This window comes from Corynebacterium sp. MSK204 (genome assembly GCF_030229885.1).
Classification (GTDB): Bacteria; Actinomycetota; Actinomycetes; order Mycobacteriales; family Mycobacteriaceae; genus Corynebacterium.
Genome location: NZ_JASPGQ010000006.1, coordinates 121,082 through 142,868 on the forward strand (window position 1 = coordinate 121,082; position 21,787 = coordinate 142,868).

The following is a 21,787-nucleotide window of genomic DNA, read 5'->3' on the forward strand; positions in this document are numbered from 1 at the left end:
ACTAATGCGATCACTGCAGGAGCTTTTCATGTCACCGTCTCTATCTCGTCGCGGCCTCTTGAAGGCAAGCGCCCTCGCCCTTACCGCCGGCACCATCGGTACCGCCGCGCCCTCTGCCGCCGCCCTCGGCCCGGTGCGCGGCACCATCATCGACTTTTCCTCTGGTATCCCCTCCCCCACCGCCATCAAACGCGCGGGACACATCGGTGCCATTCGCTACGTCTCCAATAAACGCCCCGGCGCGGCCTGGATGACCGGCAAGCCGGTTACCCTTCAAGAGGCTGCGGCCAATGCCGCCGCCGGCCTGCCCACGGCCTCGGTCTATCAATTCGGCCGGGCCGAAACCGCCGATTGGAAGCAGGGCGCCGCCGGCGCCGCCATCCACGCCCCGCAGGCCATTTCGCTGCACAAGGCCGCCGGTGGCCCCACGCACCGCCCCATTTACATCGCCATCGACGATAACCCCACCCGCGAGCACTACACCCAGTTCATCCGGCCGTACCTGCAGGCATTTTCCAAGGCACTGTCCGTGGCCGGTTACCAGACCGGTGTCTACGGCAACTACAACACCATCGAATGGGCCAGCCAGGATGGGATTGGCACCTTCTACTGGATGCACGATTGGGGCTCCAACGGGAAAATCCACCCCAAGGCCACCATTCACCAGCTACCGCAGTCGCGCCAACAAACCATCGAGAACGTCATCGTCGATGTCAACGAGGTCTACGCCAGCGACTGGGGCCAATGGACGCCCGGCTCCAAGCAGCCAGGCATCCAGGATCTCAGCTCCACCCTGGACAAGTCCATCCCCAATATGCCGGATTTGCCGCAGCTCAACGCGGATGGGGTGAGCTTTAAGGGGTCATCGCTAAGCAACGAGCAAATTCGCGGGCTTGCCGATGCCGCCCAAGACATCGCCAAGGCCTTTAAGTAGGCCTATTTCCCCTTGGGCTCGGAGGACTTCTTTTCGTCCTTCTTGCCCTCGTCCTTCTTCTCGCTAGAAGTCGGCTTCTCCGAGGCCGTCTCGATGGGCGGAACGTCCTCGCCGTCCTTGTATTTGAGGAACCGCTCGGTGGCCTTGCCTAGGTTCTCGCCGGTGATTTCGCTCTTCACGTAGTCCGTGAGGTCATCGGCGGAGCCGTTAATGGAGGCTGCGGCGACGAAGTTCTTGCCAAAGGACACCGAGGAATTGATGGACTTGTCATTGGACCAGCCCCACTTGCTGCCCACCACATTGGAGAGCTTCGCGGTGCCATAGTCTTGGTCATAGCCATCTTCTGAGACGGGATCCGCGTGCGACATCGCCACGAGCACGGGGTGGGTTTCATCGCGCTTGATGAGCTGAGAGATGAAGCTGGCCACGTCATAGGTGGAGGTTTCCGAATAGCCCCAGGTCTCGCCCGCCTTGGTGGATTCCAGATCGTATTCCTTGGCAATCTTATCGATGGAATCCGGGTACTTCTTAAACAGCTCCTCGGCGCTCTTATCAGAAGAGCTGGCAATCATGCCGAGCGCCTCGTATTTATCCTCGTACTCGCCCTGCTCAATGACGTAGGTGGCGATGTAGAGCTTGATGAGACTAAGCGCCGGGCGGGGATCGTGTTCTGCAGCAGAGCCCATATACATGCCATCGTGCAGGCGAATATAGCTAATGGAATGGTCCTCATCCCCCTTGAGGAACTCATTGATCCGCGGGGGCACCGTTGTCGCCCTATGCGCGGTAATCGTGGTGTCTTCGGCTTTAGCGGTGCTGTCTCGCTCGCTATTGCTGCACCCAGCAACCGTAGAGCAGGCAAGCATGCACACGGCAAGGGCGGCACCAGCCTTTACTGATGCCGCCGCGTTGAGAGAGGACGGATTAAACACGTCGAACCATATTACCGGTAATTGCTACCTTTCGGGCAATTAGTGCTGGACTGGGGCCTCGACGCCCACACCGGTCAGGGAACGAACTTCCATCTCTGCCGCCAACTCATCCAAGTTGTCCGGCTTGGTCACGATGGAGACAAACCAACCGACGAAGAAGGACAGCGGGATGCTGACCAGACCCGGCGAGGTCAGCGGGAAGATAGCCCAGTCCGCGTTCGGGAACATGGCGCTTTCGGTGCCGGATACCGCTGGGGAGAAGAAGATGAGGACCAAGCAGGAGACAACACCGGTGTACATGGAGGCCACGGCACCTGCGGTGTTGAAGCGGCGCCAGTACAGCGAGTACAGGATGGTCGGCAGGTTAGCCGATGCCGCCACTGCGAAGGCCAGGGAGACCAGGAAGGCCACGTTCTGGGTCATCGCCAAGATGCCCAAGATGATGGAGACAATACCCAGGATTACCACGGTGGCCTGCGAGACGCGCACTTGCTCTGCCTCGGTGGACTCACCGTTGCGGATAACCGCGTGGTAAATATCATGCGCAATGGATGCGGAGGCGGTAATCGCCAGGCCCGCCACCACGGCGAGCACGGTGGCAAAGGCCACGGCGGAAATAATGGCCATGAAGATGGAGCCACCGATTTCCAGCGCCAATAGCGGTGCCGCGGCGTTCGCGCCACCCGGTGCGTTCAGGATGCGGTCCGGGCCAACCAGTGCGGCTGCACCGTAGCCCAGGATCAGGGTCATCAGGTAGAAGGCACCGATGATAACGATGGCCCAGGTCACGGAACGACGTGCCTCGACGGCGGTCGGCACGGTATAGAAGCGCATCAGAACGTGTGGCAAGCCACCCACACCCAGCACGAGGGACATACCCAAGGAGATGAAGTCCAACTTAGCGGCGGTAGAGCCACCGTACTTCAGGCCCGGCTCCATGATTTCCTTGGCCTCATAGCCCTTTTCATGGAGGTAATCGGACGACGCGTGCATATCAATCGCGGTGCTGAACATGTTGCTGAAGCCACCGCGCAGGGAGACAAACACCATGATGCACATGATGACCACACCGGTCACCAGCAGGACGGCCTTAATCATCTGCACGTAGGTGGTGCCCTTCATGCCGCCGACCAAGACGTAGAGGATCATCAGCACGCCGACGATGCCGACGACGACTGCCTGCCACTTAAAGTCGTGGATGTTCAGCAGCACGGCCACCAGGGACCCGGCGCCGGCCATCTGGGCGATGAGGTAGAACAGCGTCACGAAGAGCGTGGCGATGGACGCGGCCACGCGCACCGGCTTTTGCTTCAGGCGGAAGGACAAAACGTCCGCCATGGTAAAGCGGCCCACGTTACGCATCGGCTCGGCCACGAGCATCAGGGCTACGAGCCAGGCGACGAAGAAGCCGACGGAGTACAAGAATCCGTCGTAACCGTTCAGCGCCACCGCACCGACGATACCGAGGAAGGACGCAGCAGAAAGGTAGTCACCGGAAATGGCCAAGCCATTCTGGCGGCCGGAGAACGAGCCACCACCGGTATAGAAGTCAGATGCCTTCTTCGTGGACTTGCCGGCGCGCAACACGACGGCCATGGTAACCACGAGGAAGATGCCGAAGATGGAGATATTCAGAATCGGGTTACCGGCAGAAGTTTCTTGTGCAAGGTAAGTGGTAGTCATTTACTTGGCCTCCAACTTCTCGCGAATAGCAACCGATTTAGGCTGAATATTCTTATTGGCGTATTTCACGTAAATCCAGGTAATGATGAACGTGGTCAGGAACTGGGCCAGGCCGAAGACGAGGCCGACGTTCCAGCCGCCATCGCCAAGCTCAATGGCCATAAAATCAGGCGCAAACACGGCGGTGAGCACGTAGACGATGTACCACACGAAAAACGCGACGGTCATGGGAAAGGTGAAACTACGATAAGCGCTGCGCAGCTCGCCAAACTCTTCGCTATCGCGCATTTCTATGTAGTCGGCTGCCGTAAGCTCACGGCGCTCGACTGGAGCAGTTGTATCACTCATAGAAGGGTTGTCTCCTTGGGTGAGAGAGGTTCTGTACAAACGAGGCGCAATGTGTTGTCCATCACTACCCGCGTTGCTATGTAAGATACAGAACAATCTTTGCAAAGCAGTAAATATTGCCAATACGCCCCACAAAAACTCCCCCCTTTTAGCCCGATAGGTTCCGGTGAACTGGGCTAATATTCTTTGCAAATCACCCCCTCCACCCCAGATTTAACGCCTTCGCAAATTTTGTTAACTAGACATTAACTAATGAGTAAAGGCAGTGTGAAAGGAACCACCTATCAGCGTGGCTAGCGCCTTAACCAGCACGTACCTCCCACTCAGCCATCCTGCACAGCAAAAGCCACCGACGACGCCGTCGCCGGTGGCTCCTTCACCCGAGGTGTGTTCTTAGCCCTCCGCGCCCGGGAATTCGCGGGGATCATTAAACATGCGGCCAAAGCCTTCTTGGCCTTCCAAGGAGTCAATCGCCGCGATTTCATCCTTGCCCAGCTCCAGCTCCGCGGCAGCCAGGTTCTCCTTGAGCCGCCCGCTGCGGGCTGACTTCGGAATAACGGAAATACCCTTGGCCATCAGGTACGCCAATACCACCTGACCTTCGGTAGCCTCGTGCGCGGCGGCAATCTTTTCAATCTCCGGGTTATTAAGCACCACGCCGCGCGCCAGCGGCGACCACGCCTCAGTCACGATGCCGTGCTTGTGGTGGAATTCGCGCAGCTCTGGCTGGGTGAAACCAGGGTGCAGCTCTACTTGGTTGAGCACAGGGGTAATGCCGGTCTTGTCAATGAGGTCCTCGAGGACTTCCTCGTAGAAGTTAGCGACACCAATGGAAGCGATCTGGCCCATCCCCTGCAGGCGGGCGATGGATTCAAAGGTCTCCACGTACAGCCCGCCCTGTGGCCACGGCCAGTGGATGAGGTACAGGTCCAAGTAATCCAGCTTCAGCTTCTCCATGGATTCCTGAAAGGCTTGTTCCGCCTTCTGCGCGCCGTGGTGGGAGTGCCAGACCTTGGAGGTGATAAACAGGTCCTCGCGGCTGACATCGCCCGCGTCAATGGCTTGGTTAAGCGCAGTACCCAAGGCCTCCTCGTTCTTGTACAGCGTCGCCGTATCAAAGTGGCGGTAGCCCAGGTCAATGGCTTCGCGGACTACGCGAATGCATTCATCATCATTGAGCTTGTAGGTGCCCAGACCGAGCTGGGGCATCTCGCGGTCATCATTGAAAGAAATAGTTGGCACAGTCATAGTTCCCATTGTGCCCCAGTTTCCCGTCTTATGCGGGCACTTGAAAGAACTAAGGCCCCAGTATAACGAAAACCGGCTCCCCTTTTTCGGGAGCCGGTTCAACGTTTTTAGCGCAGTTTAGTCGGCGCGGATGAGGTCAATGATAAAGACCAAGGTGCGGCCGGACAGCGGGTGCGCACCGCCGGCGGGGCCGTAGGCCTTTTCCGGCGGGATGATGAGTTGACGGCGACCGCCTACCTTCATTCCCGGGATGCCCTCTTGCCAGCCGGCAATGAGACCGGTCAGTGGGAACTCGATGGACTGGCCACGGTCCCACGAGGAATCGAATTCTTGGTTGGTCTCATATTCGGCACCAACGTAGTGGACCTCCACTACGCCACCAGGCTGGGCTTCAGCGCCATCGCCTACGACGATGTCCTCGATGACGAGGTCGGTCGGCGCCGGGCCAGACTGGGCTTCAATAACAGGTTTATCCATGGGGATTATTCTCCTTGGGAAATCTAGTTTGTTCGTGCGGTCGCAATAAAACCGAACCGAGCTGCACCAATTATAGTGCTCAAGCCCGATTCGGCTGAATTGGGGCGACCAAAAGCGCTATTTAGCGCTCGCTGCGAGGGGTAACCTTGCGCAGGGTTTCACCGGTGTAAATCTGGCGAGGACGGTTGATCTTGGTGTTCATCTCCAGCTGCTCGCGGTACTGAGCGATCCAGCCCGGCAGGCGGCCGATGGCGAAGAGGACGGTGAAGAAGTCCGTCGGGAAGCCCATGGCGCGGTAGATGAGGCCGGTGTAGAAGTCCACGTTCGGGTAGAGCTTGCGGGAGACGAAGTAGTCATCATTCAACGCAATCTCTTCCAGCTTCATGGCCAAGTCGAGCATCGGGTCACCGCCCAAGTGATCGATGATCTCGTGTGCGGTTTCCTTGACGATGGCCGCGCGTGGGTCGTAGTTCTTGTACACGCGGTGGCCGAAGCCCATCAGACGAACGCCCTTTTCCTTGTTCTTCACGCGGTTCATGAAGTCGGTAGCGTCGCCGCCGTTGTTCTTCTCGATGTCCTCGAGCATCTCCAGCACGGCCTGGTTAGCGCCGCCGTGCAGCGGGCCGGACAGGGCGTTGATGCCGCCGGCGATGGAGACGAACATGTTGGCCTGTGCGGAACCAATCATGCGGACGGTGGAGGTGGAGCAGTTCTGCTCGTGGTCAGCGTGCAGGATGAGCAGCTTGTCCAGTGCCTTGGAGACAACCGGGTCAACCTCGTACTCCTCGGTGGGGTAACCGAACATCATGCGCAGGAAGTTCTCGCGCGCGTTCAGGTTGTTATCCGGGTACATATAAGGCTTGCCCTGGGATGCGCGGTAAGCGTAAGCAGCCAACATCGGCACCTTAGCCAGCAGGCGAACGGTGGCCTTGTCCAGCTGTTCCTCATCCAGTGGGTCCAGCTGATCCTGGTAGTAGCTGGAGAGAATGTTCACGGAGGACGCAAGCACGGCCATCGGGTGAGCATCGCGCGGGAAGATGTTGAACTGGGCCTTAAAGTCCTCGTCCAAGAGGGTGTGGTGGCGGATGGCGTTATTGAACTGTGAGAGTTCCTGCTCATCCGGCAGGTGGCCCTTGATCAGCAGGTAGGAAACCTCATTGAAGGTGGCGTTATTTGCCAATTCAGCAATATCGTAGCCACGGTAACGAAGGATGCCCTCCTCACCGTTAATAAAGGTAATCTTGGACTCGGTGGAGCCGGTGGAGGTGTAGCCGGGGTCGAAGGTAACAAGCCCGGTTTCCTTGCGGAGCTTGGAGATATCGAAGCCGGAATCGCCCTCAGTGGACTGCTTGATATCCATCTCGTACTCGTTGCCAGCGTGCTTGAGTACTACCTTGTTTTCTTCAGTAGACACGGAATTTCCTTTCCCTGTTAAAGAGTTCTTTAAGGCACTAACTTAGACAAGTCAGCCTTATACCTATTCACACTCTAGCAAACTTTGTGATTCTGCCAACAAGTTTACGGGCATCAAAATACCTGCCGTACAACCGGAACTGTTCTACACTGGCGGCATGAGTACTCCAGAAATCACCCTGCCAGCAGATCTCTTGCCTTCCGATGGCCGCTTTGGCTGCGGCCCCTCCAAGGTGCGCCCCGCCCAAATCGAGGCCATAGACCCCGCTATCGTGGGCACCTCGCACCGCCAGCCGGCGGTGAAAAACCTCGTGGGATCCGTGCGCGAGGGCTTAAGCGATCTCTTCTCGCTTCCTGAAGGCTACGAAATCGTCCTGTCTTTGGGCGGCGCCACCGCCTTTTGGGACGCGGCCACCTTTGGCCTCATCGAGCGCCGGTCGGCCCACCTGACCTTTGGCGAGTTCTCCACCAAGTTTGCCAAGGCAGCCTCCAAGGCCCCGTGGCTCGATGCCCCGGCGCTCACCGAATCCCCAGCCGGCACCGCCCCGGATCCGCGCGAGCTTGCGGCCGATGCCGATGTCGCCGCTTGGGCCCACAATGAAACCTCGACCGGCGCGATGACGGAGGTCGTTCGCCCCCACCCCCACAACGACCAGCAGCTCGTGCTTGTCGATGCCACCTCTGGCGCCGGCGGCCTTCCCGTCAATATTGCAGAGACCGACGTGTACTACTTTTCGCCGCAGAAGTGCTTTGCTTCCGACGGCGGACTCTGGCTCGCCGCTATGTCCCCGGCGGCCTTAGAGCGCATCGAAAAGATCAATAACTCCGATCGCTTCATTCCGGAGTTTTTGAACCTGCAGACCGCGGTGAATAACTCCCGCAAGAACCAGACCTATAACACCCCGGCTATTGCCACCCTGCTCATGCTGGATAACCAGATCAAGTGGATGAATGACAATGGCGGCCTCGACGGCATGGTCAAGCGCACCACCGAGTCCTCCTCCACGCTGTACAACTGGGCCGAAGCCCGGCCGGAAGCCACCCCATTCGTCAGCGATCCGGCAGCGCGCTCGCTGGTCGTGGGCACCATCGATTTCGATGACTCCGTGGATGCCGCCCACCTTGCCGCGACCCTGCGGGCCAACGGCATCCTCGATGTCGAGCCGTACCGCAAGCTCGGCCGCAACCAGCTGCGCGTGGGTATGTTCCCGGCGATTGAGCCTGGGGACATCGCCAAGCTCACGCAGTGTATCGACTACGTGCTGGATGCCAACTAAGTGATCAACATGCCCCGCCGCCTCGCATGGCGCGGGGCCTTTTCGCGTTATAGTTGACTGCATCACAGATCCGTCCTTCCGTCGATAGGCAAAGGAGCGCCACACTATGCGCGAGCTGTTTCTCGTTGACAGCGAATCGAGCGAAGACTCATTGGTGCTACGCACCGAAGGAGGCGAAGAGTTTTCCCTTCCCATCACCGATGAGCTGCGTTCCGCCCTCACGCCCGCCGCTAGCAAGCCGGAGCCACCGAAGCTAGCGCCGATGCCCAAGCCCTCCCACGAAGAGGAAGAAAAGCAGATCCGGCCGGCAGAGATCCAAAACCGCATCCGCGCCGGCGCCTCCACGGCAGAGCTCGCGGAAGAGATGCACGTGGATGAATCGCGCATCGAGCCCTTTGCCTACCCGGTCATGCTGGAGCGCAACCGCATTTCTGAGGTGGCCAAGCAGGCCCACCCGGTGCGCGAAGACGGCCCGGCCAAGCTCACCCTGTGGGAAGTACTGGCGAGCTCCTTTGCTGCGCGCGGCCACTCCCTCTCGGAGTCCACGTGGGACGCCTACCGCCATCAGGGCGAGCCGTGGGTTGTGCGCGTGACCTGGAAGGCTGGCCTTTCTGAAAACGAGGCGGAATGGACCTTCAAGCAGTCCATGTCCTCCCCCGCTACGGTCGAGGCCCGCAACTCGGTCGCGGCAGACCTTACGGACCCGGACTTCGTGCAGCCGGTACGCTCGCTAACTTCCTTGGGCAGCGGCCGCTACGACGAAGCCATTGACGGCGATCAGCCCGCCAATGTCACCGATATTTCCGGTTCCAGCGAGGAAACGGAAGAAGAGGAATTCCTGCAGAATCCTTCCTCCGAGCCCAAGCCCTCGAAGCGCCGCCGCAAGGCCGTCACCCCACACTGGGAGGACGTGCTCTTGGGCGTTCGCTCCAATACCAAGCGCCCGAGGGACTAAACAGTGGACATCTCTCATGCCGTTCTCACGCTGTGGTACATCTCCAAGCCCGGCGCCGAAGAAGTTCTCAAGACCGAGCCCAAGGCTGACCGCGGGTTCGGCCGCAAGTTCCTAGCCCAGCTCAACCCGAAATTCCCGGTCACCCCGATCGGGCAATTCCCCCTGAACCGCTCCGCGCAGACGGATCCGAATGAGTACTACATCGGCGGCTACCCAGGCATTACCGTGGTGCAAACGGTCTGCGAGGGCGATTCCGTCCTGCTCTCCCAACTGCCGCAAGACCTCTTAAACGCAGTCCCCGCCCAGCGGGTTATCGCGCTTGTTAGCAATGCCGACGAGGATTATGCGGGCTTCGCGCTGTGGGAAGGCGGCGAGCTCAAGCGCTGCCTGTGCGCCACCCTCGACCGCCTCTACGAGGACACCGGCCTGCCCGAGCCCTTCGAGGCACCGTTTTGGGCCGGCGAAAAGGACGAATCCCTCGGCGGCATTTCCCTGCCGTTTCGGCCCCACAGCATCATGGAGGCCGCCCAAGAACACTGGTTGGGCATCACCGTGGGACAGGAAGGCCCAGACCTGGACGTCGTGGGTTATGCCGTGGACGGGCGCCCAGAACCCAAGATCGATCCGCCCAAGCCAAAGCAACCGGTCAGCGAGTTCGCCGCCCAATCAGCGAATAAGCTGGGTCTAAATGATTATGACGACTACGAGGATCACGATGCCGAGCCGGATTCCACCGGCGATGAGATCCTTTCCACCGCCAAGCACCTCGGCTCGTTGATTGGCAACTGGCTGCGTCAGACGTTCAAATCGCTTAAGGAACGCTGGCGCTCATAAAAGGAAATGGCGGCGGCGGTTGCCACATTAAGGGAATCGGTACCTGGGGCCATCGGTATCCGCGCGCGGATATCGGTGGCCTTCATTGCGTGCTCGGTAAGCCCGGGGCCCTCCGCGCCAACGAGCATGGCCACCTTGTCCTGCCCGTGCATGGCCTCTGCCAAGTGCACCGCTTGGGGGTTGGGGGTTAAGGAAATGAGGGTAAAGGAGGCATCGGCAAGCGCCTGCAAGGAGCGCTGCCACGTGGTGAAACCGCCCTCCAAATGGGCAAACGGCACGCGCAGCACGTGGCCCATGGATACGCGCACCGAGCGGCGATAGAGCGGATCCGCAGCACCCGAGCCGAGCAAGACAGCATCCACGTTCATGCCGGCCGCGTGGCGGAAGATGGCCCCGATATTTTCATGATCTCCCACGCCCTCCAGCACGGCGATGGTGCGGGCCTGCTCCAGGATCTCGCCCACCTCCGGCTCTGGGGCGCGGTCCGCTGCGGCAACCAAACCGCGGTGCATATCAAAGCCCGCGACCTCCGCCAGGGTCTCGCGCGAGACCTCGTAGACGGGGCACTCGGGCTCGCCGTACTCGGCAAAGAAGGCCTCCAGCTTCTGGGGAAAGCCCACCAAACAGCGCATGGGGAACCGCGATTCCATGAGGCGGGCTGCCACTAAGGGGCCTTCTGCAATGACCAAACCCTCGCCGGATTTATCGGATTTATTGAGGTTCCGAATATCGTCCAGGCGAGGGTCACGGGGATCAGAAATATGCATGCCTTCCAGGCTAGCCGATGGCCTCCGAAATCGGATCGATGCCAAAGTAAATGACGAACAAGCCCGCCAGTAGCCACATGATCCAGTGCACCTGCTTGGCCTTACCAGCAAAGGTGGACATGAGCGCGAAGGTAATAAAGCCCACGCCGATGCCGTTGGCAATCGAATAGGTAAACGGCATGACCACGATGGTTAAAAACGCCGGGATGGCCACTTCCATGCGGGTCCACGGGATATCCGTGAGCTGCGCGGCCATCATCACGCCGACGATGACCAGCACCGGCGCAGCGGCCTCGATGGGCACGATTTCATAGAGCGGGGTGAAAAACATGGCGGCGATAAACAGCAGGCCGGTCATGATATTGGCCAGGCCGGTGCGCGCGCCATCGGCAATGCCGGCAGAGGAATCCGCAAAGACGGTATTCAAGGATGCCGAGCCCAGACCACCGGCCACCGCGCCGGCGCCCTCTACAACCAGCGCCTTCTTCATGCCCGGCAGGTTGCCGTTGTCATCCACGAGCTTGGCCTGCTTGCCCAGACCGGTCATGGTGCCCATGGCATCAAAGAAGTTGGTCAGCAGCAGCGTGAAGATGAGCAGGACCGTGGAAATCACGCCAATGTTGGCAAAGGCGCCCACCAGGTTCACATCGCCCACGATGGACAGATCCGGCAGGCCTCCCAACGCCTCCGGGCTCTCCGGGGCGGCCATGCCCCAGTCCTCGGAGTCCGTGAGCGCCTGGACGATGAATGCAATCACCGTGTTGAGGATGATGGCAATAAATAGCCCACCGGGCACATTGCGGATGACCATGAAGGCACAAATAATAAGGCCGATGACGAAGACCACCGCCGGCCAGGTGGCAATCGAGCCATTAATGCCCAGCCCCACCGGCACGGTGGTCTGCGCGGCATCGGGCACGCGGGTAACAAACCCACCGTCCACGAAACCGATCATCGCGATGAACATGCCAATACCTACGCCCATCGCGGCCTTCATGGGCTGTGGGATGGCGTCAAATACCGCGGTGCGGAAGCCGGACACGGCGAGCAGGACGATAATAAGGCCCTCGATTACCACGAGGCCCATGGCTTCTTGCCAGGTCAGCCCGCTGGTGGCGACCATGCTGACGGCGACGAAGGTATTCATGCCCAGGCCCGCGGCCATGGCGAAGGGGTACTTCGCAATCGCACCGAAGGCAATGGACATCACGCCGGCGACCAGCGCAGTGGCGGCCGCAACCTGCGGCACGCCCAAGGTATAGCCCTCCGCGTCCGGGCTCGTGCCCAGGATCAGCGGGTTGAGCAAAATAATATATGCCATGGCGAAGAACGAGACCGTTCCCGCGCGTAGCTCGGTTCCGATGGTGGAACCGCGTTCAGAAATGTGGAAATAGCGATCGAGAGTGGCTTTCACGCCGTGCCCTTTCACGTAGAGCGGTATTTTTACGCCCTAAGTGTGCTGCCTTAATCCTCAAAATCAAAATCTTGGTAAATGGGCTTTTCATCATCGAAGGCCGCGGCCGGCGCCTTCTCCTCGCTCACCCGCGTCTGCGAATGCGCACCGCAACCGTAGCGCGCATGTACAACGCGGCCATCGGCGGAATACTCGTTGGCGCATACCCCAAAGTTATCCATGAATTGCATATAAAAAGCGCACGTGCGGCACTGCAGGTGCGCCTTGGCCGCCATCTCCGAGGTTGGGCCATATTCTTCTTGCCAGCGATGCTTGGCATCCGCCAGGCCCTTGGCGGAAAGCTCATCTCCATTCAGGCGCTCATCATCGATAGCCGGCGGCATGAGGTCTCCCGGGCCCAAATCCCCCGGCAGCACGCGATCCTCATACGGCACCCACTCTGGGGCCTGCAGCGCCTCCCCGCCCGGCACCAGCGCCACCTCGTTGACGGTGACGTAGCGCGAGCCATCCGCGCACGCGAGCACGGCCTGCCATTCCCAGCCTGGGTAGCCCGGCATATCCGCCGCAAAGCGATGGGTGACAACGTTGCGGCCCATTCCGGCGACGCCCCTATGCTTGCCGATGCCCCCTTCCCCCACCTCTTCCAATGCCTCACGCGCAATGCGCACGGCGCGGGAATCGATCAACGGATTTGCTTTTCGCTTACTCACGCCCCTCATTATTCATGATGGCCAGCCAACAGTGGTACATATGGTGCATGTCGTTTCTCCGCCGCGCCGCGCTCATTGCCGTGCCCTGCTGCGCCTTAACCGCCTGCTCTTCTGATGATTCTGAAGCTTCCTCCCCCGAGCACCTTGCAGTGGAGGTCCTCGATACCGCGCCGCTGCCAGAGAACTCCTTTACGCAAGGCCTAGAAGAAGACGGAGAGGGCAACCTCCTGCTCGGCACCGGGCAATGGGGCGAATCTAAACTCATCCGCTTCTCCCCTGAAACCGGCGAGGTCCTCCAAGACCATGCCCTGGATGACTCGTTTTTTGGGGAAGGCATTACCCAATACGGCGATTCCATCTGGCAATTGACCTGGAAGCGCGGGCAGGCCCTGCGCTATGACGGCGACTTCCAGCGCACTGGGACCGCCACCTATACCGGCGAAGGCTGGGGGCTTTGTGCCACCCAGGATGAGCTCATCATGTCCGATGGCACCTCTACCCTGCGCCACATGGATCCGGAGACCTTTGCGGAGCGCTCCACCACCGAGGTCACCCTCGAGGGCTCGCCCGTAGAGGATCTCAACGAGCTGGAATGCGTGGACGGTGATGTCTATGCCAACGTGTGGCAGACCAACGATATCTACCGCATCGATCCCTCCTCTGGCGAGGTCACCGCGGTGATTTCTACCGATGCCATCGATAAATCGAAATACACCGATCCTGATGATGTCTTAAATGGCATCGCCCATATCAAGGGCACCGATGAATTCTGGCTTACCGGCAAGCGGTGGGATGAGCTCTACCGCGTTCGAGTAAAGTAATGGGCCATGGCAACCCGTAAGGAAGCAAGGAAAAAGTCGCTGCTGCAAATCCTCGCGCTCATCGTGGTCGTGGCGGTCATCGTCGCCTCCGCGGTGATCTTCCAGAGCTGGCGCAATTCGCGGCCAGGCCCTGAGCCGAGCGAGATTGCGATTACCGCCTCCGTGGGGGATAACACCAAGGAGGTCACGCCCTACCTCGTATGCGAGCCGGGAACCGATTGCCCTGAAGGCGATGTCCCCCAGCTAACCGTGGGCGAGGATGACACCTTGCATCTTGAAATCCCCGAGGAGATTTCTAATCACGAATGGAAGGTGCTGTCCATTTATGATGACCCCGCCGCCAATGATGAGACCTCTCACGGTGCGAATGAAACGACCGAGGTAGATATCCCCGGTTCGGTAGATCCCATCGAGGCATCGACTGGCGAGCGCCCCCGGCTCATGGTGGTGGAGGTCTCCTCCCTCATGATTGGCACCGACGACGATGGCGAAGAAACCCCCCTCGCCACCGTGTGGTCCCTATCCACCATGGATAATTAACTATCTAAATCCTTCGCAATCGCGCGGAGGATTTCTGCTACTTGGCGCCCGGTCTTGCGCTCGGGGTAGCGCCCCGAGTTCAGTACCGGCTGCACCTGGGATTCCAGCAGGGTCATGACATCAGAGACCATGCTGCCGAGCTCTTCCGGCTTGCGCGACGGCGTGCGCCGGCGCGGCTTATCCAGCACGCGCACCCGCAGCGCCTGCGGCCCGCGGCGCCCCGCCGCGAAATCGAATTCGATGCGCTGGCCGGGAAAGATTTCTTCTACTCCCTTGGGCAGGACATTCCGGCCGACGTAGACGTCTTCATCGCCCGGGTTGCTAACGAAACCGAAACCTTTCTCGGCGTCATACCACTTCACTTTGCCAATGGGCATAGGTATCCACCTCTTCTCTTGGGTAAATCCTTAAGTTTAGCTGGAAGTTATACAGAACAGAAGTTCCACGTGTCGTGTGATATAGTTCACACCACCGCAATTACCTGCGGAAACTTTGCGGACGGAACCACAATAGTCTCAATTCTTTCCCATTTAGTGCCCAGAACGTGACTATTTCGTTATAAACCGCTACGCTGGCCCCCAGTGTCGCCGCAAAGAAGGTTTCCCGCCCATCCTTTCTTCTAGGCGCAAAACATTTCCACGAAAACGGGCACCACGGAAAGGACTACTTTTATGGGACGCCACTCCGCTAAGACTAACCACTTTGCCGCTAAGTTCACCGCGGGCACCGTTGCCTTGGGCGCAGCCGCTGCCATCATGGCACCGAACGCTGCCGCTGCCCCTGACTCCGACTGGGACCGCCTCGCACAGTGCGAGTCCGGCGGCGACTGGCACATCAACACCGGCAATGGCTACCACGGCGGCCTGCAGTTCAACGCGCAGACCTGGCAGGCATACGGCGGCGGTGAATTCGCCCCTACCGCTAACCAGGCAACCCGCGAGCAGCAGATTGTCATCGCTGAGCGCACCCTGGCTAACCAGGGCTGGGGCGCATGGCCCGCATGCTCGGCCTCCCTCGGCCTGAACTCCGCGCCGACCGAGCGCACCGCTCCTTCCGCACCCGCTGAGGCACCGCAGCCAGTGCAGCAGGCAGTAGAAAACAAGTCCGATGAGCTCGCCGTAGACGCCGTCTACAACCTTGTTAAGGACACCGCTAACGCTTATGGCCTGCAGCTGCCGGCGCAGTTCACCGACTTCTACCACGCCAACCGCCACGACTTTAACGCGTTCTACTCCGCAAACCGCAACGTCATCGACCCGGTTGCGCAGCTGGTTGAGAACTTCAGCCGCTAAATAAGCACATAAAAATTCCCCTCGCCGTCCGCGGCAAGGGGATTTTTTTAGCGATTGATGCGGGTATAAGGGTGAACGTAGTTCAACTTCTCTGCCGGCATCGGCAGCACCAGATCGTCGCCGTAGGGGCTGGAAGCACCAGCAAAAGGCGCAGAAATTTCCGTAATTGCATGCTCGCGGTGTTCATTGTCCGGCCACGCCGGGGAAACAAAGCCATTCTTTTCATTCGACATAGCCTTATTATTTCAAACCTCGGGCAAAAACGTAACTCAATCCGGCGCTAAAATTGTGATTTATCATGACTCAGTCCTCCCACCTCCCGCATTTTCGCACCTGGCTTAATTCCCTTTCGGAAGAGGAACTGGCCACCATCCTCCACCACCGCCCCGATGTTTTAACCCCGCTGCCGCCCTCCATCGCGGCGCTGGCCACGCGGCTCCTCTTGCGCACCTCGATCGCCCAAGCGCTAGCGGAGTGTAACGCGCAGCAGTTGGCGGAGCTGGAGGACATCGCCAAGCGCGGCGGCGAGCTTGCAGAGGTAGAAGACCACAACCCCGAAATCACCCGCGAACTCAAGGACCGCGGCCTCGCCTTCGGCGCGGTGCAGATTCCGCCGGAGGTCATGCCCGCGCTGCCCACGGGCTGGTCGCTACTCAACCAGCTCGAGGTATCGCCCGCGACAATCGATGCCCTCTCTGAAGACGAACGCCACGTCCTCGCCACCCTGGCGCGCTCCAATGGCATCGGTACCACCCGCGAGACCAATCCGTCCCACCCGGTGCCACGGCTGATTGCCAAGCAGCTCTTGCAGCGCGTGGACTCCCAGACCGTTCGTCTGCCGCGCGAGGTGCACCGCGCGATGAAGGGGCATACCGTCCCGCATATTCCCACCGAGCCCTCCACGCGCCGCGGCGAGCCCACCGCGGACCGCAAGGCCGATGACGCCGGCACCGCCGCGGGCCTGTCCGTGGTGCGCGGCATGCAACAGCTGATTTCTGCCCTCGGCGCCCGGCCGATCGAACTGCTCAAGGATAAAACCGTCGGCGTGCGCCCCCTTGCCCAGCTCAGCAAGCAGCTGGACATCGCGGAACCAGAGCTGCGCCGCCTGATTACGCTTGGCCTATCTGCGCGGCTAATCAACCGCGGCGAGCCGTCCGGGTACGAGGGAAACTTCCTTGCGCCCACCGATTCCGCCCAAGAGTGGCTCGATGCAGGATTAGCCGCGCAGTGGCGCGTGCTCCTCGCGGCCTGGGAAAACTCCCCCTGGACCCCGTGGGAATCCAGCCGGGTGCTTTCTGCCAGCACCGACCGCCTACCCAAATTTCGCCGGCACATCCTCGATGTGTACCTCCACTCCGCGCAGCCGCTGTCCGCGGCCGAATTTCAAGCGGATCTGCATTTTTCCTTCCCGCTTTTTGCCACGCATACCTCCCCGGAGACCATCGAGGAGCTGCACCGCGAGGCCGAATGGATAGGCGCCATCGCGCTCGGGCGAGCCACCAGCGTGCTTATCGATGGCTTCGATGCCGCCGATTCCCTCACCCCCGACACCATCGATTATTTCCTGGTCCAGGCGGATATGACCGTGCTCGTGCCAGGCCCCCTCGAGCCCGCGGCCCACCACACCCTGGAGTCCCTCGCGGACTTGGAATCACCCGGCCTCGCCAGCGTTTACCGCATTAGCGATGCCTCCCTGCGCCGCGGCCTCGACCGCGGGATGACGGGCACGGAGATCCGCGATTTCTTCGCCGCGCATGGTGATGTCCCGCATACGCTGGCGTTCCACATCGAGGACATCGCCAAGCGCCACGGCACCCTGCGCTCCGGTCCTGCCCTGTCCTACCTGCGCAGCGAGGACCCAGCACTCTTGCAGATCGCCGCGAAGGCCGCCCCGCTGCGCCTGCTGGCCCCCACGGTCGCGATTTCCCAGCTGCGCGTCAGCGAGTTATTGGAACGCCTGCGCGAGCACGGCCTCTCCCCCGCCGCTGAGGACGAAAATGGTGCGAGCCTGTCCATCGCGCCCGAGCCCGCAACGCTCCCCACGCCCAGCCCTCGCGCCCAGGCCGCGCCGCCGAATATCGCGCGTGCGCTGCGCAACCTCACCACCGGCGAGGCCCCGAGCCTGCCCAACCTGGATCTGGTCCACGCCGCCGCGCGCACCGCACGCCCCATCACCATTGGCTACGCCGATAAAAATGGCAATACCAAGACCCGCACCGTCACCCCACTGACCGTCGCCGGTGGCCAAATCGATGCCCGCGCCGCCGATGGCTCCACCATCCGGTTTCCCCTGCACCGCATCACCTCCGTTACGCTAGACGCATGAACGGACCACTGATTGTGCAGTCGGACAAGACCGTCTTGCTGGAAGTCGATCATCCAGATTCCGCCGCTGCGCGCACCGCCCTCGCGCCGTTCGCGGAGCTGGAGCGCGCCCCCGAGCACGTGCATACCTACCGCATTACTTCCCTGGCGCTCTGGAATGCCCGCGCCGCCGGGCACGACGCCGAGCAGGTCGTCGATGTCCTGGAAACCTACTCCCGGTTCCCGGTACCGCAATCGCTGCTTGTCGATGTCGCCGAGACCATGTCCCGCTACGGCCGCGTCCGCCTCCAAGCCCACCCTGCCCACGGGCTCATCCTCGAATCAGAAGAGCCTGCCATCCTTACCGAGCTCTCCCGCGGCAAGGTAGGAAAACTGCTTGGTGCGCGCATCGATGACAACACCATCGCCGTCGCACCCTCTGAGCGCGGCCGCCTCAAGCAGGAACTTCTCAAGGCCGGCTGGCCCGCCGAAGACCTTGCCGGCTATATCGACGGCGAATCCCACCCCATCGCGCTCAACGAGGACGGCTGGCACCTGCGCGATTACCAGGAATACGCCACCGACGCCTTCTGGTCCGGCGGTTCAGGCGTCGTCGTGCTGCCCTGCGGCGCCGGCAAAACCATCGTCGGTGCCGCCGCCATGGCAAAGGCGCAATCCACCACCCTCATCTTGGTTACCAATACCGTCGCCGGCCGCCAGTGGCGCGACGAGCTTTTGCGCCGTACCACGCTTTCTCCAAACGACATCGGCGAATACTCCGGAGAGAAGAAGGAAATCAAGCCGATTACCATCGCCACCTACCAAGTGGTCACGCGGAAAACAAAGGGTGAGTACCGCGCCCTCGAGCTCTTCGATTCCCGCGACTGGGGCCTTATCATCTACGACGAGGTCCACCTGCTTCCCGCACCCGTATTCCGCATGACCTCGGACCTGCAATCGCGGCGCCGGCTAGGGCTTACCGCCACCCTCGTGCGCGAGGATGGCCGCGAAGGCGATGTCTTCTCCCTCATCGGGCCAAAACGTTACGACGCGCCGTGGAAAGAGCTGGAAATGGCCGGCTATATCGCCACCGCGGAATGCATCGAAGTCCGCGTGGATATGGATCCGGAAGAACGCATGCTCTATGCCACCGCACAGCCGCGCGACCGCTACCGCATCGCCGCACAAGCCTCGGCCAAGCTCCGGGCCGTCGATAAGATCCTTGCCTCCCATGACCAACAAGCCCTCATCATCGGCGGATACGTGGATCAACTGCGCGAATTAGGCGCGCACCTCGATGCCCCCGTCATCGATGGCACCACCTCTACCGCCAAGCGCGAAAAGCTCTTCCAGCAATTCCGCGAGGGCGAGCTGGCCATCCTCGTCGTTTCCAAGGTGGCCAACTTCTCCATCGACCTGCCCGAAGCGGCACTGGCCATCCAGGTCTCCGGCACCTTTGGTTCCCGCCAAGAGGAAGCACAACGCCTCGGCCGCCTGCTGCGACCGAAGGAAACCGAGGCGCTCTTTTATACCCTGGTCACCCGCGACAGCCTAGATGCGGACTACGCCATGCACCGCCAACGCTTCCTCGCCGAGCAAGGATATGCCTACCGGCTCATGGACGCAGTAGACTTAGGCCAATGAAGATCTTTAAGTTCGACGTTGACGAGTCCTTTGCCAAGGCCAATAACGAGTTATTGCGCGATTCCAACCGGCTTCGCGTATCCGGGCTTATCTTCGGCCTCATCCTAATCATCGCCGGCGCCGCCGTCTGGTGGAGCTTTTCCTGGGGAATCACCCTGGGCTTAGGGCTCATCCTCTTTGGCATCGTTGTTGCCATTGTCGGCGTCGCCGCCGCAAGCAAGGTAGGAACGGCCCAATCCCTCTATGATTCTTATCCGCTCGCTCCCGCCGTCATCGCACAGGTCAACGAGCGGGACATGATCCTTCTTGCCTTGGTGAATACCAATGTGGATCCCTCCCTTCCCCCACGCTGGGGCGCGTGCCTGCGCACGGTAACCTCCATTCCCGGCGTCCAACGCACCGTGGGCACCAAGGTTCCAGTCGCCGCCGTGTCCGGCCAGCGTTCCACCTCCGATAAAGAGCATTGGCAGCAAATCTCCCCCATGCCCATTGCTTGGGGAACTCCCGATGCTGAAACCGTCACCATCGCCCGCAAATCCATCCCCCAAGAGCAATGGCAGCGCCTAGAGCGCGCCCGCAAGCGGCTTTCCGATGTCAAAGCCACCCGCTATGACCTGCTCGTTCTCTAGGCAGGACTCTCAAGCACCAGATTGTTTCTGGTGCTTTTTCTTTTTGTGGTCTAAGAATTGCTTCCAGGTGTAGTGCCAGTGTGTGTTGTGGGTGGCCAGTGGTCCCTTCGTGTGGTCTACTTGGTAGGTACGGTGCCGGTTGCTGAGTCCATGGTGTAGTTAACGCGTCGGTCGGTTTTGATGTTGAGGTGGTGTTGGCAAAAATTCACTGGATTACTAATCCATGAAATACTCTAACTCTTATGGGGCATCCTGTTGTAATGATGACCTTTCAGCCACCGTAGCAATCACGCGGGCAAGTAGCAGAGTTACCTCAAGCCGCTCCTATATAGAGCGATATTGCGGTAGAAGAGCTTACTCTGACGGACCTGACCCCCGACGTGTCCACTGTCCGGGGGTCAGGCCCCTGCTTCAACCATTCCTGTTGAGAAAGGGTACCTAGAGTTGGAAGACGATAAAAACGTAGAGAACTTTGTGGACTGCCGTGAAATCCGCACGGTTTTCAAACCAACTTGGGTGAGCTGGTGGTTCCACAAGATTTTTACGTTCCCGCACGTTGAGTGCGATGGGATCGTAAGCAATTGTCACTGGGGAAGAGACAAAGCGTTAGTGAGGGATGGTGGGACGGTTACGGTTGGATTTAGTTATCGTATTTTCCATGATACGAAAATTAGATGTAAGAGCTCCCCTATCGAGGTTTCCCCTTCACATGCTGAGTTAGAAGCCAAGACAGCCATAATTAACAACTCCCCGATGACTGCCGTGCTCTACTAGCATTCGTCTCGAGCCTATGGGGTTGCCCGCAAATCGTGGACACCTAGTCAAGCTACCTAGTGGTTAGGCAGCTATTTCTTCTTCGTTTCTGGTTTGGGTGGTGTGGTTTTCGAAATCGACGGGGCTGACCATCCCGAGGGCGGAGTGCCAGCGTCGACGGTTGTAGACGACTTCAATCCAGTAGGCAACGGCCTTGCGGGCAGCATCGCGGGTTGGCCAGCGCTTCCGGTCGTAGAACTTAAGTTTTCAGCGTCGACCAGAACGACTCAGCCATCGCATTATCGAAGCACACCCCGGTACGCCCCACGGATTGAGCAATGCCCAAATTGCGGCACGCCTCCCAGAGTTGTTCGCTGGTAAATTGCGTCCCCCGGTCGGCGTGAAACACCAGCCCATCAGGAACGTCACCGCGGAAGCGTGTGCGCCATCCGCAGGGCCCGTTCGGCCAAACTTGTGTCTTGCACGCTATCCATAGCCCAGCCCAGTACCCTGCGGGAATGACCATCGCGGACCACGCATAAATACAACCAGCCTTCACCAGTGCGCTGGTAGGTAATATCTGACATCCATACCCGGTTGAGCTCGCCGGTATCAAACATGCGCTTTACCAGGTCAGGAAGACTCGACTTACGTTTAGATTGAATCGTTGTCACGGGCACAAAAGCACGCGGTGAAATCCCTTCAATTCCCATCAGGCGCATCCGCTTAGCCACATGACGCGCGACGCTATTTAGTACCGGTAGGGCGGTATCGAGTACCGACCGGTGCGGATATCGGGTACCGGGGGTAGT

At 60.0% G+C, this 21,787-nt stretch carries 21 protein-coding genes and 1 pseudogene; 10 read left to right on the plus strand and 12 right to left on the minus strand.

The window, feature by feature from the left end:
• The first annotated feature begins 28 nt into the window (after positions 1 to 28).
• Positions 29 to 934, plus strand: a complete 906-nt coding sequence (locus QP908_RS05595) for a DUF1906 domain-containing protein (RefSeq protein ID WP_284771850.1) — start codon at positions 29 to 31, stop codon at positions 932 to 934.
• Between the two features lie 2 nt (positions 935 to 936).
• Here the strand turns inward: QP908_RS05595 and QP908_RS05600 are convergent, their stop codons facing one another.
• The 6 genes from QP908_RS05600 to QP908_RS05625 form a co-directional block, all read right to left on the minus strand.
• Positions 937 to 1,866, minus strand: coding sequence for a hypothetical protein (locus tag QP908_RS05600; RefSeq protein WP_284771837.1), 930 nt, complete (start codon positions 1,864 to 1,866; stop codon positions 937 to 939).
• Positions 1,867 to 1,905: 39 nt separating this feature from the next.
• Entirely contained in the window at positions 1,906 to 3,549 is a 1,644-nt protein-coding gene (locus QP908_RS05605) for a monocarboxylic acid transporter (RefSeq protein WP_284612619.1), read from the minus strand.
• Positions 3,550 to 3,897 (minus strand): DUF485 domain-containing protein, encoded by a 348-nt coding sequence (locus QP908_RS05610; protein ID WP_005279845.1) that lies wholly within the window; start codon positions 3,895 to 3,897, stop codon positions 3,550 to 3,552.
• Between the two features lie 393 nt (positions 3,898 to 4,290).
• Complete coding sequence (locus QP908_RS05615; RefSeq protein ID WP_284771838.1) at positions 4,291 to 5,154, minus strand: aldo/keto reductase; 864 nt, start codon at positions 5,152 to 5,154, stop codon at positions 4,291 to 4,293.
• A gap of 108 nt (positions 5,155 to 5,262) precedes the next feature.
• The gene (locus tag QP908_RS05620) at positions 5,263 to 5,622 is read right to left on the minus strand and encodes an FKBP-type peptidyl-prolyl cis-trans isomerase (protein ID WP_005279843.1); all 360 of its coding nucleotides are present in this window, start codon (positions 5,620 to 5,622) and stop codon (positions 5,263 to 5,265) included.
• Between the two features lie 121 nt (positions 5,623 to 5,743).
• Positions 5,744 to 7,036, minus strand: a complete 1,293-nt coding sequence (locus QP908_RS05625) for a citrate synthase (RefSeq protein WP_284771839.1) — start codon at positions 7,034 to 7,036, stop codon at positions 5,744 to 5,746.
• Between the two features lie 157 nt (positions 7,037 to 7,193).
• Here QP908_RS05625 and serC point away from each other — a divergent pair, with 157 nt between their 5' ends.
• The 3 genes from serC to QP908_RS05640 all read left to right on the plus strand — a co-directional run bounded on the left by serC (position 7,194) and on the right by QP908_RS05640 (position 10,101).
• A complete protein-coding gene (serC, locus tag QP908_RS05630) occupies positions 7,194 to 8,312 on the plus strand; it encodes a phosphoserine transaminase (protein WP_034658428.1) in 1,119 nt (372 codons plus the stop codon).
• Between the two features lie 106 nt (positions 8,313 to 8,418).
• Positions 8,419 to 9,267: a septation protein SepH gene (gene sepH / locus QP908_RS05635; RefSeq protein ID WP_284771840.1), complete on the plus strand. Its 849-nt coding sequence runs from the start codon at positions 8,419 to 8,421 to the stop codon at positions 9,265 to 9,267.
• Between the two features lie 3 nt (positions 9,268 to 9,270).
• Entirely contained in the window at positions 9,271 to 10,101 is an 831-nt protein-coding gene (locus tag QP908_RS05640; protein ID WP_284771841.1) for a DUF6928 family protein, read from the plus strand.
• Here the strand turns inward: QP908_RS05640 and QP908_RS05645 are convergent.
• The 3 genes from QP908_RS05645 to QP908_RS05655 are packed head-to-tail and all read right to left on the minus strand — an operon-like array spanning position 10,062 to position 13,001.
• Entirely contained in the window at positions 10,062 to 10,868 is an 807-nt protein-coding gene (locus tag QP908_RS05645) for a TrmH family RNA methyltransferase (RefSeq protein ID WP_005279837.1), read from the minus strand. The two genes, QP908_RS05640 and QP908_RS05645, sit on opposite strands and share 40 nt — an antisense overlap.
• Positions 10,869 to 10,878: 10 nt before the next feature.
• Positions 10,879 to 12,282, minus strand: coding sequence for an NCS2 family permease (locus QP908_RS05650; RefSeq protein WP_284771842.1), 1,404 nt, complete (start codon positions 12,280 to 12,282; stop codon positions 10,879 to 10,881).
• Between the two features lie 50 nt (positions 12,283 to 12,332).
• Positions 12,333 to 13,001 (minus strand): DUF3027 domain-containing protein, encoded by a 669-nt coding sequence (locus QP908_RS05655; RefSeq protein ID WP_023030809.1) that lies wholly within the window; start codon positions 12,999 to 13,001, stop codon positions 12,333 to 12,335.
• Between the two features lie 5 nt (positions 13,002 to 13,006).
• Here QP908_RS05655 and QP908_RS05660 point away from each other — a divergent pair, with 5 nt between their 5' ends.
• Together QP908_RS05660 and QP908_RS05665 are read left to right on the plus strand one after the other, a co-directional pair.
• The gene (locus QP908_RS05660; RefSeq protein ID WP_284771843.1) at positions 13,007 to 13,813 is read left to right on the plus strand and encodes a glutaminyl-peptide cyclotransferase; all 807 of its coding nucleotides are present in this window, start codon (positions 13,007 to 13,009) and stop codon (positions 13,811 to 13,813) included.
• A 6-nt stretch (positions 13,814 to 13,819) separates the two neighbouring features.
• The gene (locus QP908_RS05665; RefSeq protein ID WP_005279829.1) at positions 13,820 to 14,353 is read left to right on the plus strand and encodes a DUF2771 domain-containing protein; all 534 of its coding nucleotides are present in this window, start codon (positions 13,820 to 13,822) and stop codon (positions 14,351 to 14,353) included.
• Here QP908_RS05665 and QP908_RS05670 read toward each other — a convergent pair.
• Positions 14,350 to 14,730 carry a cold-shock protein gene (locus QP908_RS05670; protein ID WP_005279828.1) on the minus strand — a complete coding sequence of 127 codons (381 nt, stop codon included), beginning with the start codon at positions 14,728 to 14,730 and terminating at the stop codon, positions 14,350 to 14,352. The genes QP908_RS05665 and QP908_RS05670 overlap by 4 nt on opposite strands.
• Before the next feature lie 294 nt (positions 14,731 to 15,024).
• Between QP908_RS05670 and QP908_RS05675 the strand changes: the two genes are divergently transcribed.
• Complete coding sequence (locus tag QP908_RS05675; RefSeq protein WP_005281857.1) at positions 15,025 to 15,645, plus strand: resuscitation-promoting factor Rpf1 domain-containing protein; 621 nt, start codon at positions 15,025 to 15,027, stop codon at positions 15,643 to 15,645.
• 47 nt (positions 15,646 to 15,692) lie between these two features.
• Here the strand turns inward: QP908_RS05675 and QP908_RS05680 are convergent, their stop codons facing one another.
• On the minus strand, positions 15,693 to 15,878 hold the full coding sequence (locus tag QP908_RS05680; RefSeq protein WP_005279826.1) for a hypothetical protein: 186 nt from the start codon (positions 15,876 to 15,878) through the stop codon (positions 15,693 to 15,695).
• A 65-nt stretch (positions 15,879 to 15,943) separates the two neighbouring features.
• Between QP908_RS05680 and QP908_RS05685 the strand changes: the two genes are divergently transcribed.
• From QP908_RS05685 to QP908_RS05695, 3 genes are read left to right on the plus strand one after another with little or no spacing between them, the layout of a single operon-like run.
• Entirely contained in the window at positions 15,944 to 17,971 is a 2,028-nt protein-coding gene (locus QP908_RS05685; protein ID WP_284771844.1) for a helicase-associated domain-containing protein, read from the plus strand.
• Complete coding sequence (locus QP908_RS05690) at positions 17,968 to 19,593, plus strand: DNA repair helicase XPB (protein WP_284771845.1); 1,626 nt, start codon at positions 17,968 to 17,970, stop codon at positions 19,591 to 19,593. Before QP908_RS05685 ends, QP908_RS05690 begins: the two co-directional genes overlap by 4 nt.
• Positions 19,590 to 20,222 (plus strand): DUF3239 domain-containing protein, encoded by a 633-nt coding sequence (locus QP908_RS05695; protein ID WP_284771846.1) that lies wholly within the window; start codon positions 19,590 to 19,592, stop codon positions 20,220 to 20,222. Before QP908_RS05690 ends, QP908_RS05695 begins: the two co-directional genes overlap by 4 nt.
• A gap of 882 nt (positions 20,223 to 21,104) precedes the next feature.
• Here QP908_RS05695 and QP908_RS05700 read toward each other — a convergent pair.
• Positions 21,105 to 21,709: pseudogene (locus QP908_RS05700) on the minus strand (IS3 family transposase); the annotation flags it as partial.
• Positions 21,710 to 21,787 lie beyond the last annotated feature (78 nt).

Excerpts from the sequence above, each read along its gene's own strand:
- QP908_RS05595 (WP_284771850.1), top strand. The coding sequence starts at position 29 with ATGTCACCGTCTCTATCTCGTCGCGGCCTCTTGAAGGCAAGCGCCCTC.
- QP908_RS05605 (WP_284612619.1), bottom strand. The coding sequence starts at position 3,549 with ATGACTACCACTTACCTTGCACAAGAAACTTCTGCCGGTAACCCGATT.
- QP908_RS05610 (WP_005279845.1), bottom strand. The coding sequence starts at position 3,897 with ATGAGTGATACAACTGCTCCAGTCGAGCGCCGTGAGCTTACGGCAGCC.
- QP908_RS05615 (WP_284771838.1), bottom strand. The coding sequence starts at position 5,154 with ATGGGAACTATGACTGTGCCAACTATTTCTTTCAATGATGACCGCGAG.
- QP908_RS05620 (WP_005279843.1), bottom strand. The coding sequence starts at position 5,622 with ATGGATAAACCTGTTATTGAAGCCCAGTCTGGCCCGGCGCCGACCGAC.
- serC (WP_034658428.1), top strand. The coding sequence starts at position 7,194 with ATGAGTACTCCAGAAATCACCCTGCCAGCAGATCTCTTGCCTTCCGAT.
- sepH (WP_284771840.1), top strand. The coding sequence starts at position 8,419 with ATGCGCGAGCTGTTTCTCGTTGACAGCGAATCGAGCGAAGACTCATTG.
- QP908_RS05645 (WP_005279837.1), bottom strand. The coding sequence starts at position 10,868 with ATGCATATTTCTGATCCCCGTGACCCTCGCCTGGACGATATTCGGAAC.
- QP908_RS05655 (WP_023030809.1), bottom strand. The coding sequence starts at position 13,001 with ATGAGGGGCGTGAGTAAGCGAAAAGCAAATCCGTTGATCGATTCCCGC.
- QP908_RS05660 (WP_284771843.1), top strand. The coding sequence starts at position 13,007 with ATGATGGCCAGCCAACAGTGGTACATATGGTGCATGTCGTTTCTCCGC.
- QP908_RS05665 (WP_005279829.1), top strand. The coding sequence starts at position 13,820 with ATGGCAACCCGTAAGGAAGCAAGGAAAAAGTCGCTGCTGCAAATCCTC.
- QP908_RS05670 (WP_005279828.1), bottom strand. The coding sequence starts at position 14,730 with ATGCCCATTGGCAAAGTGAAGTGGTATGACGCCGAGAAAGGTTTCGGT.
- QP908_RS05675 (WP_005281857.1), top strand. The coding sequence starts at position 15,025 with ATGGGACGCCACTCCGCTAAGACTAACCACTTTGCCGCTAAGTTCACC.
- QP908_RS05680 (WP_005279826.1), bottom strand. The coding sequence starts at position 15,878 with ATGTCGAATGAAAAGAATGGCTTTGTTTCCCCGGCGTGGCCGGACAAT.
- QP908_RS05685 (WP_284771844.1), top strand. The coding sequence starts at position 15,944 with ATGACTCAGTCCTCCCACCTCCCGCATTTTCGCACCTGGCTTAATTCC.
- QP908_RS05690 (WP_284771845.1), top strand. The coding sequence starts at position 17,968 with ATGAACGGACCACTGATTGTGCAGTCGGACAAGACCGTCTTGCTGGAA.
- QP908_RS05695 (WP_284771846.1), top strand. The coding sequence starts at position 19,590 with ATGAAGATCTTTAAGTTCGACGTTGACGAGTCCTTTGCCAAGGCCAAT.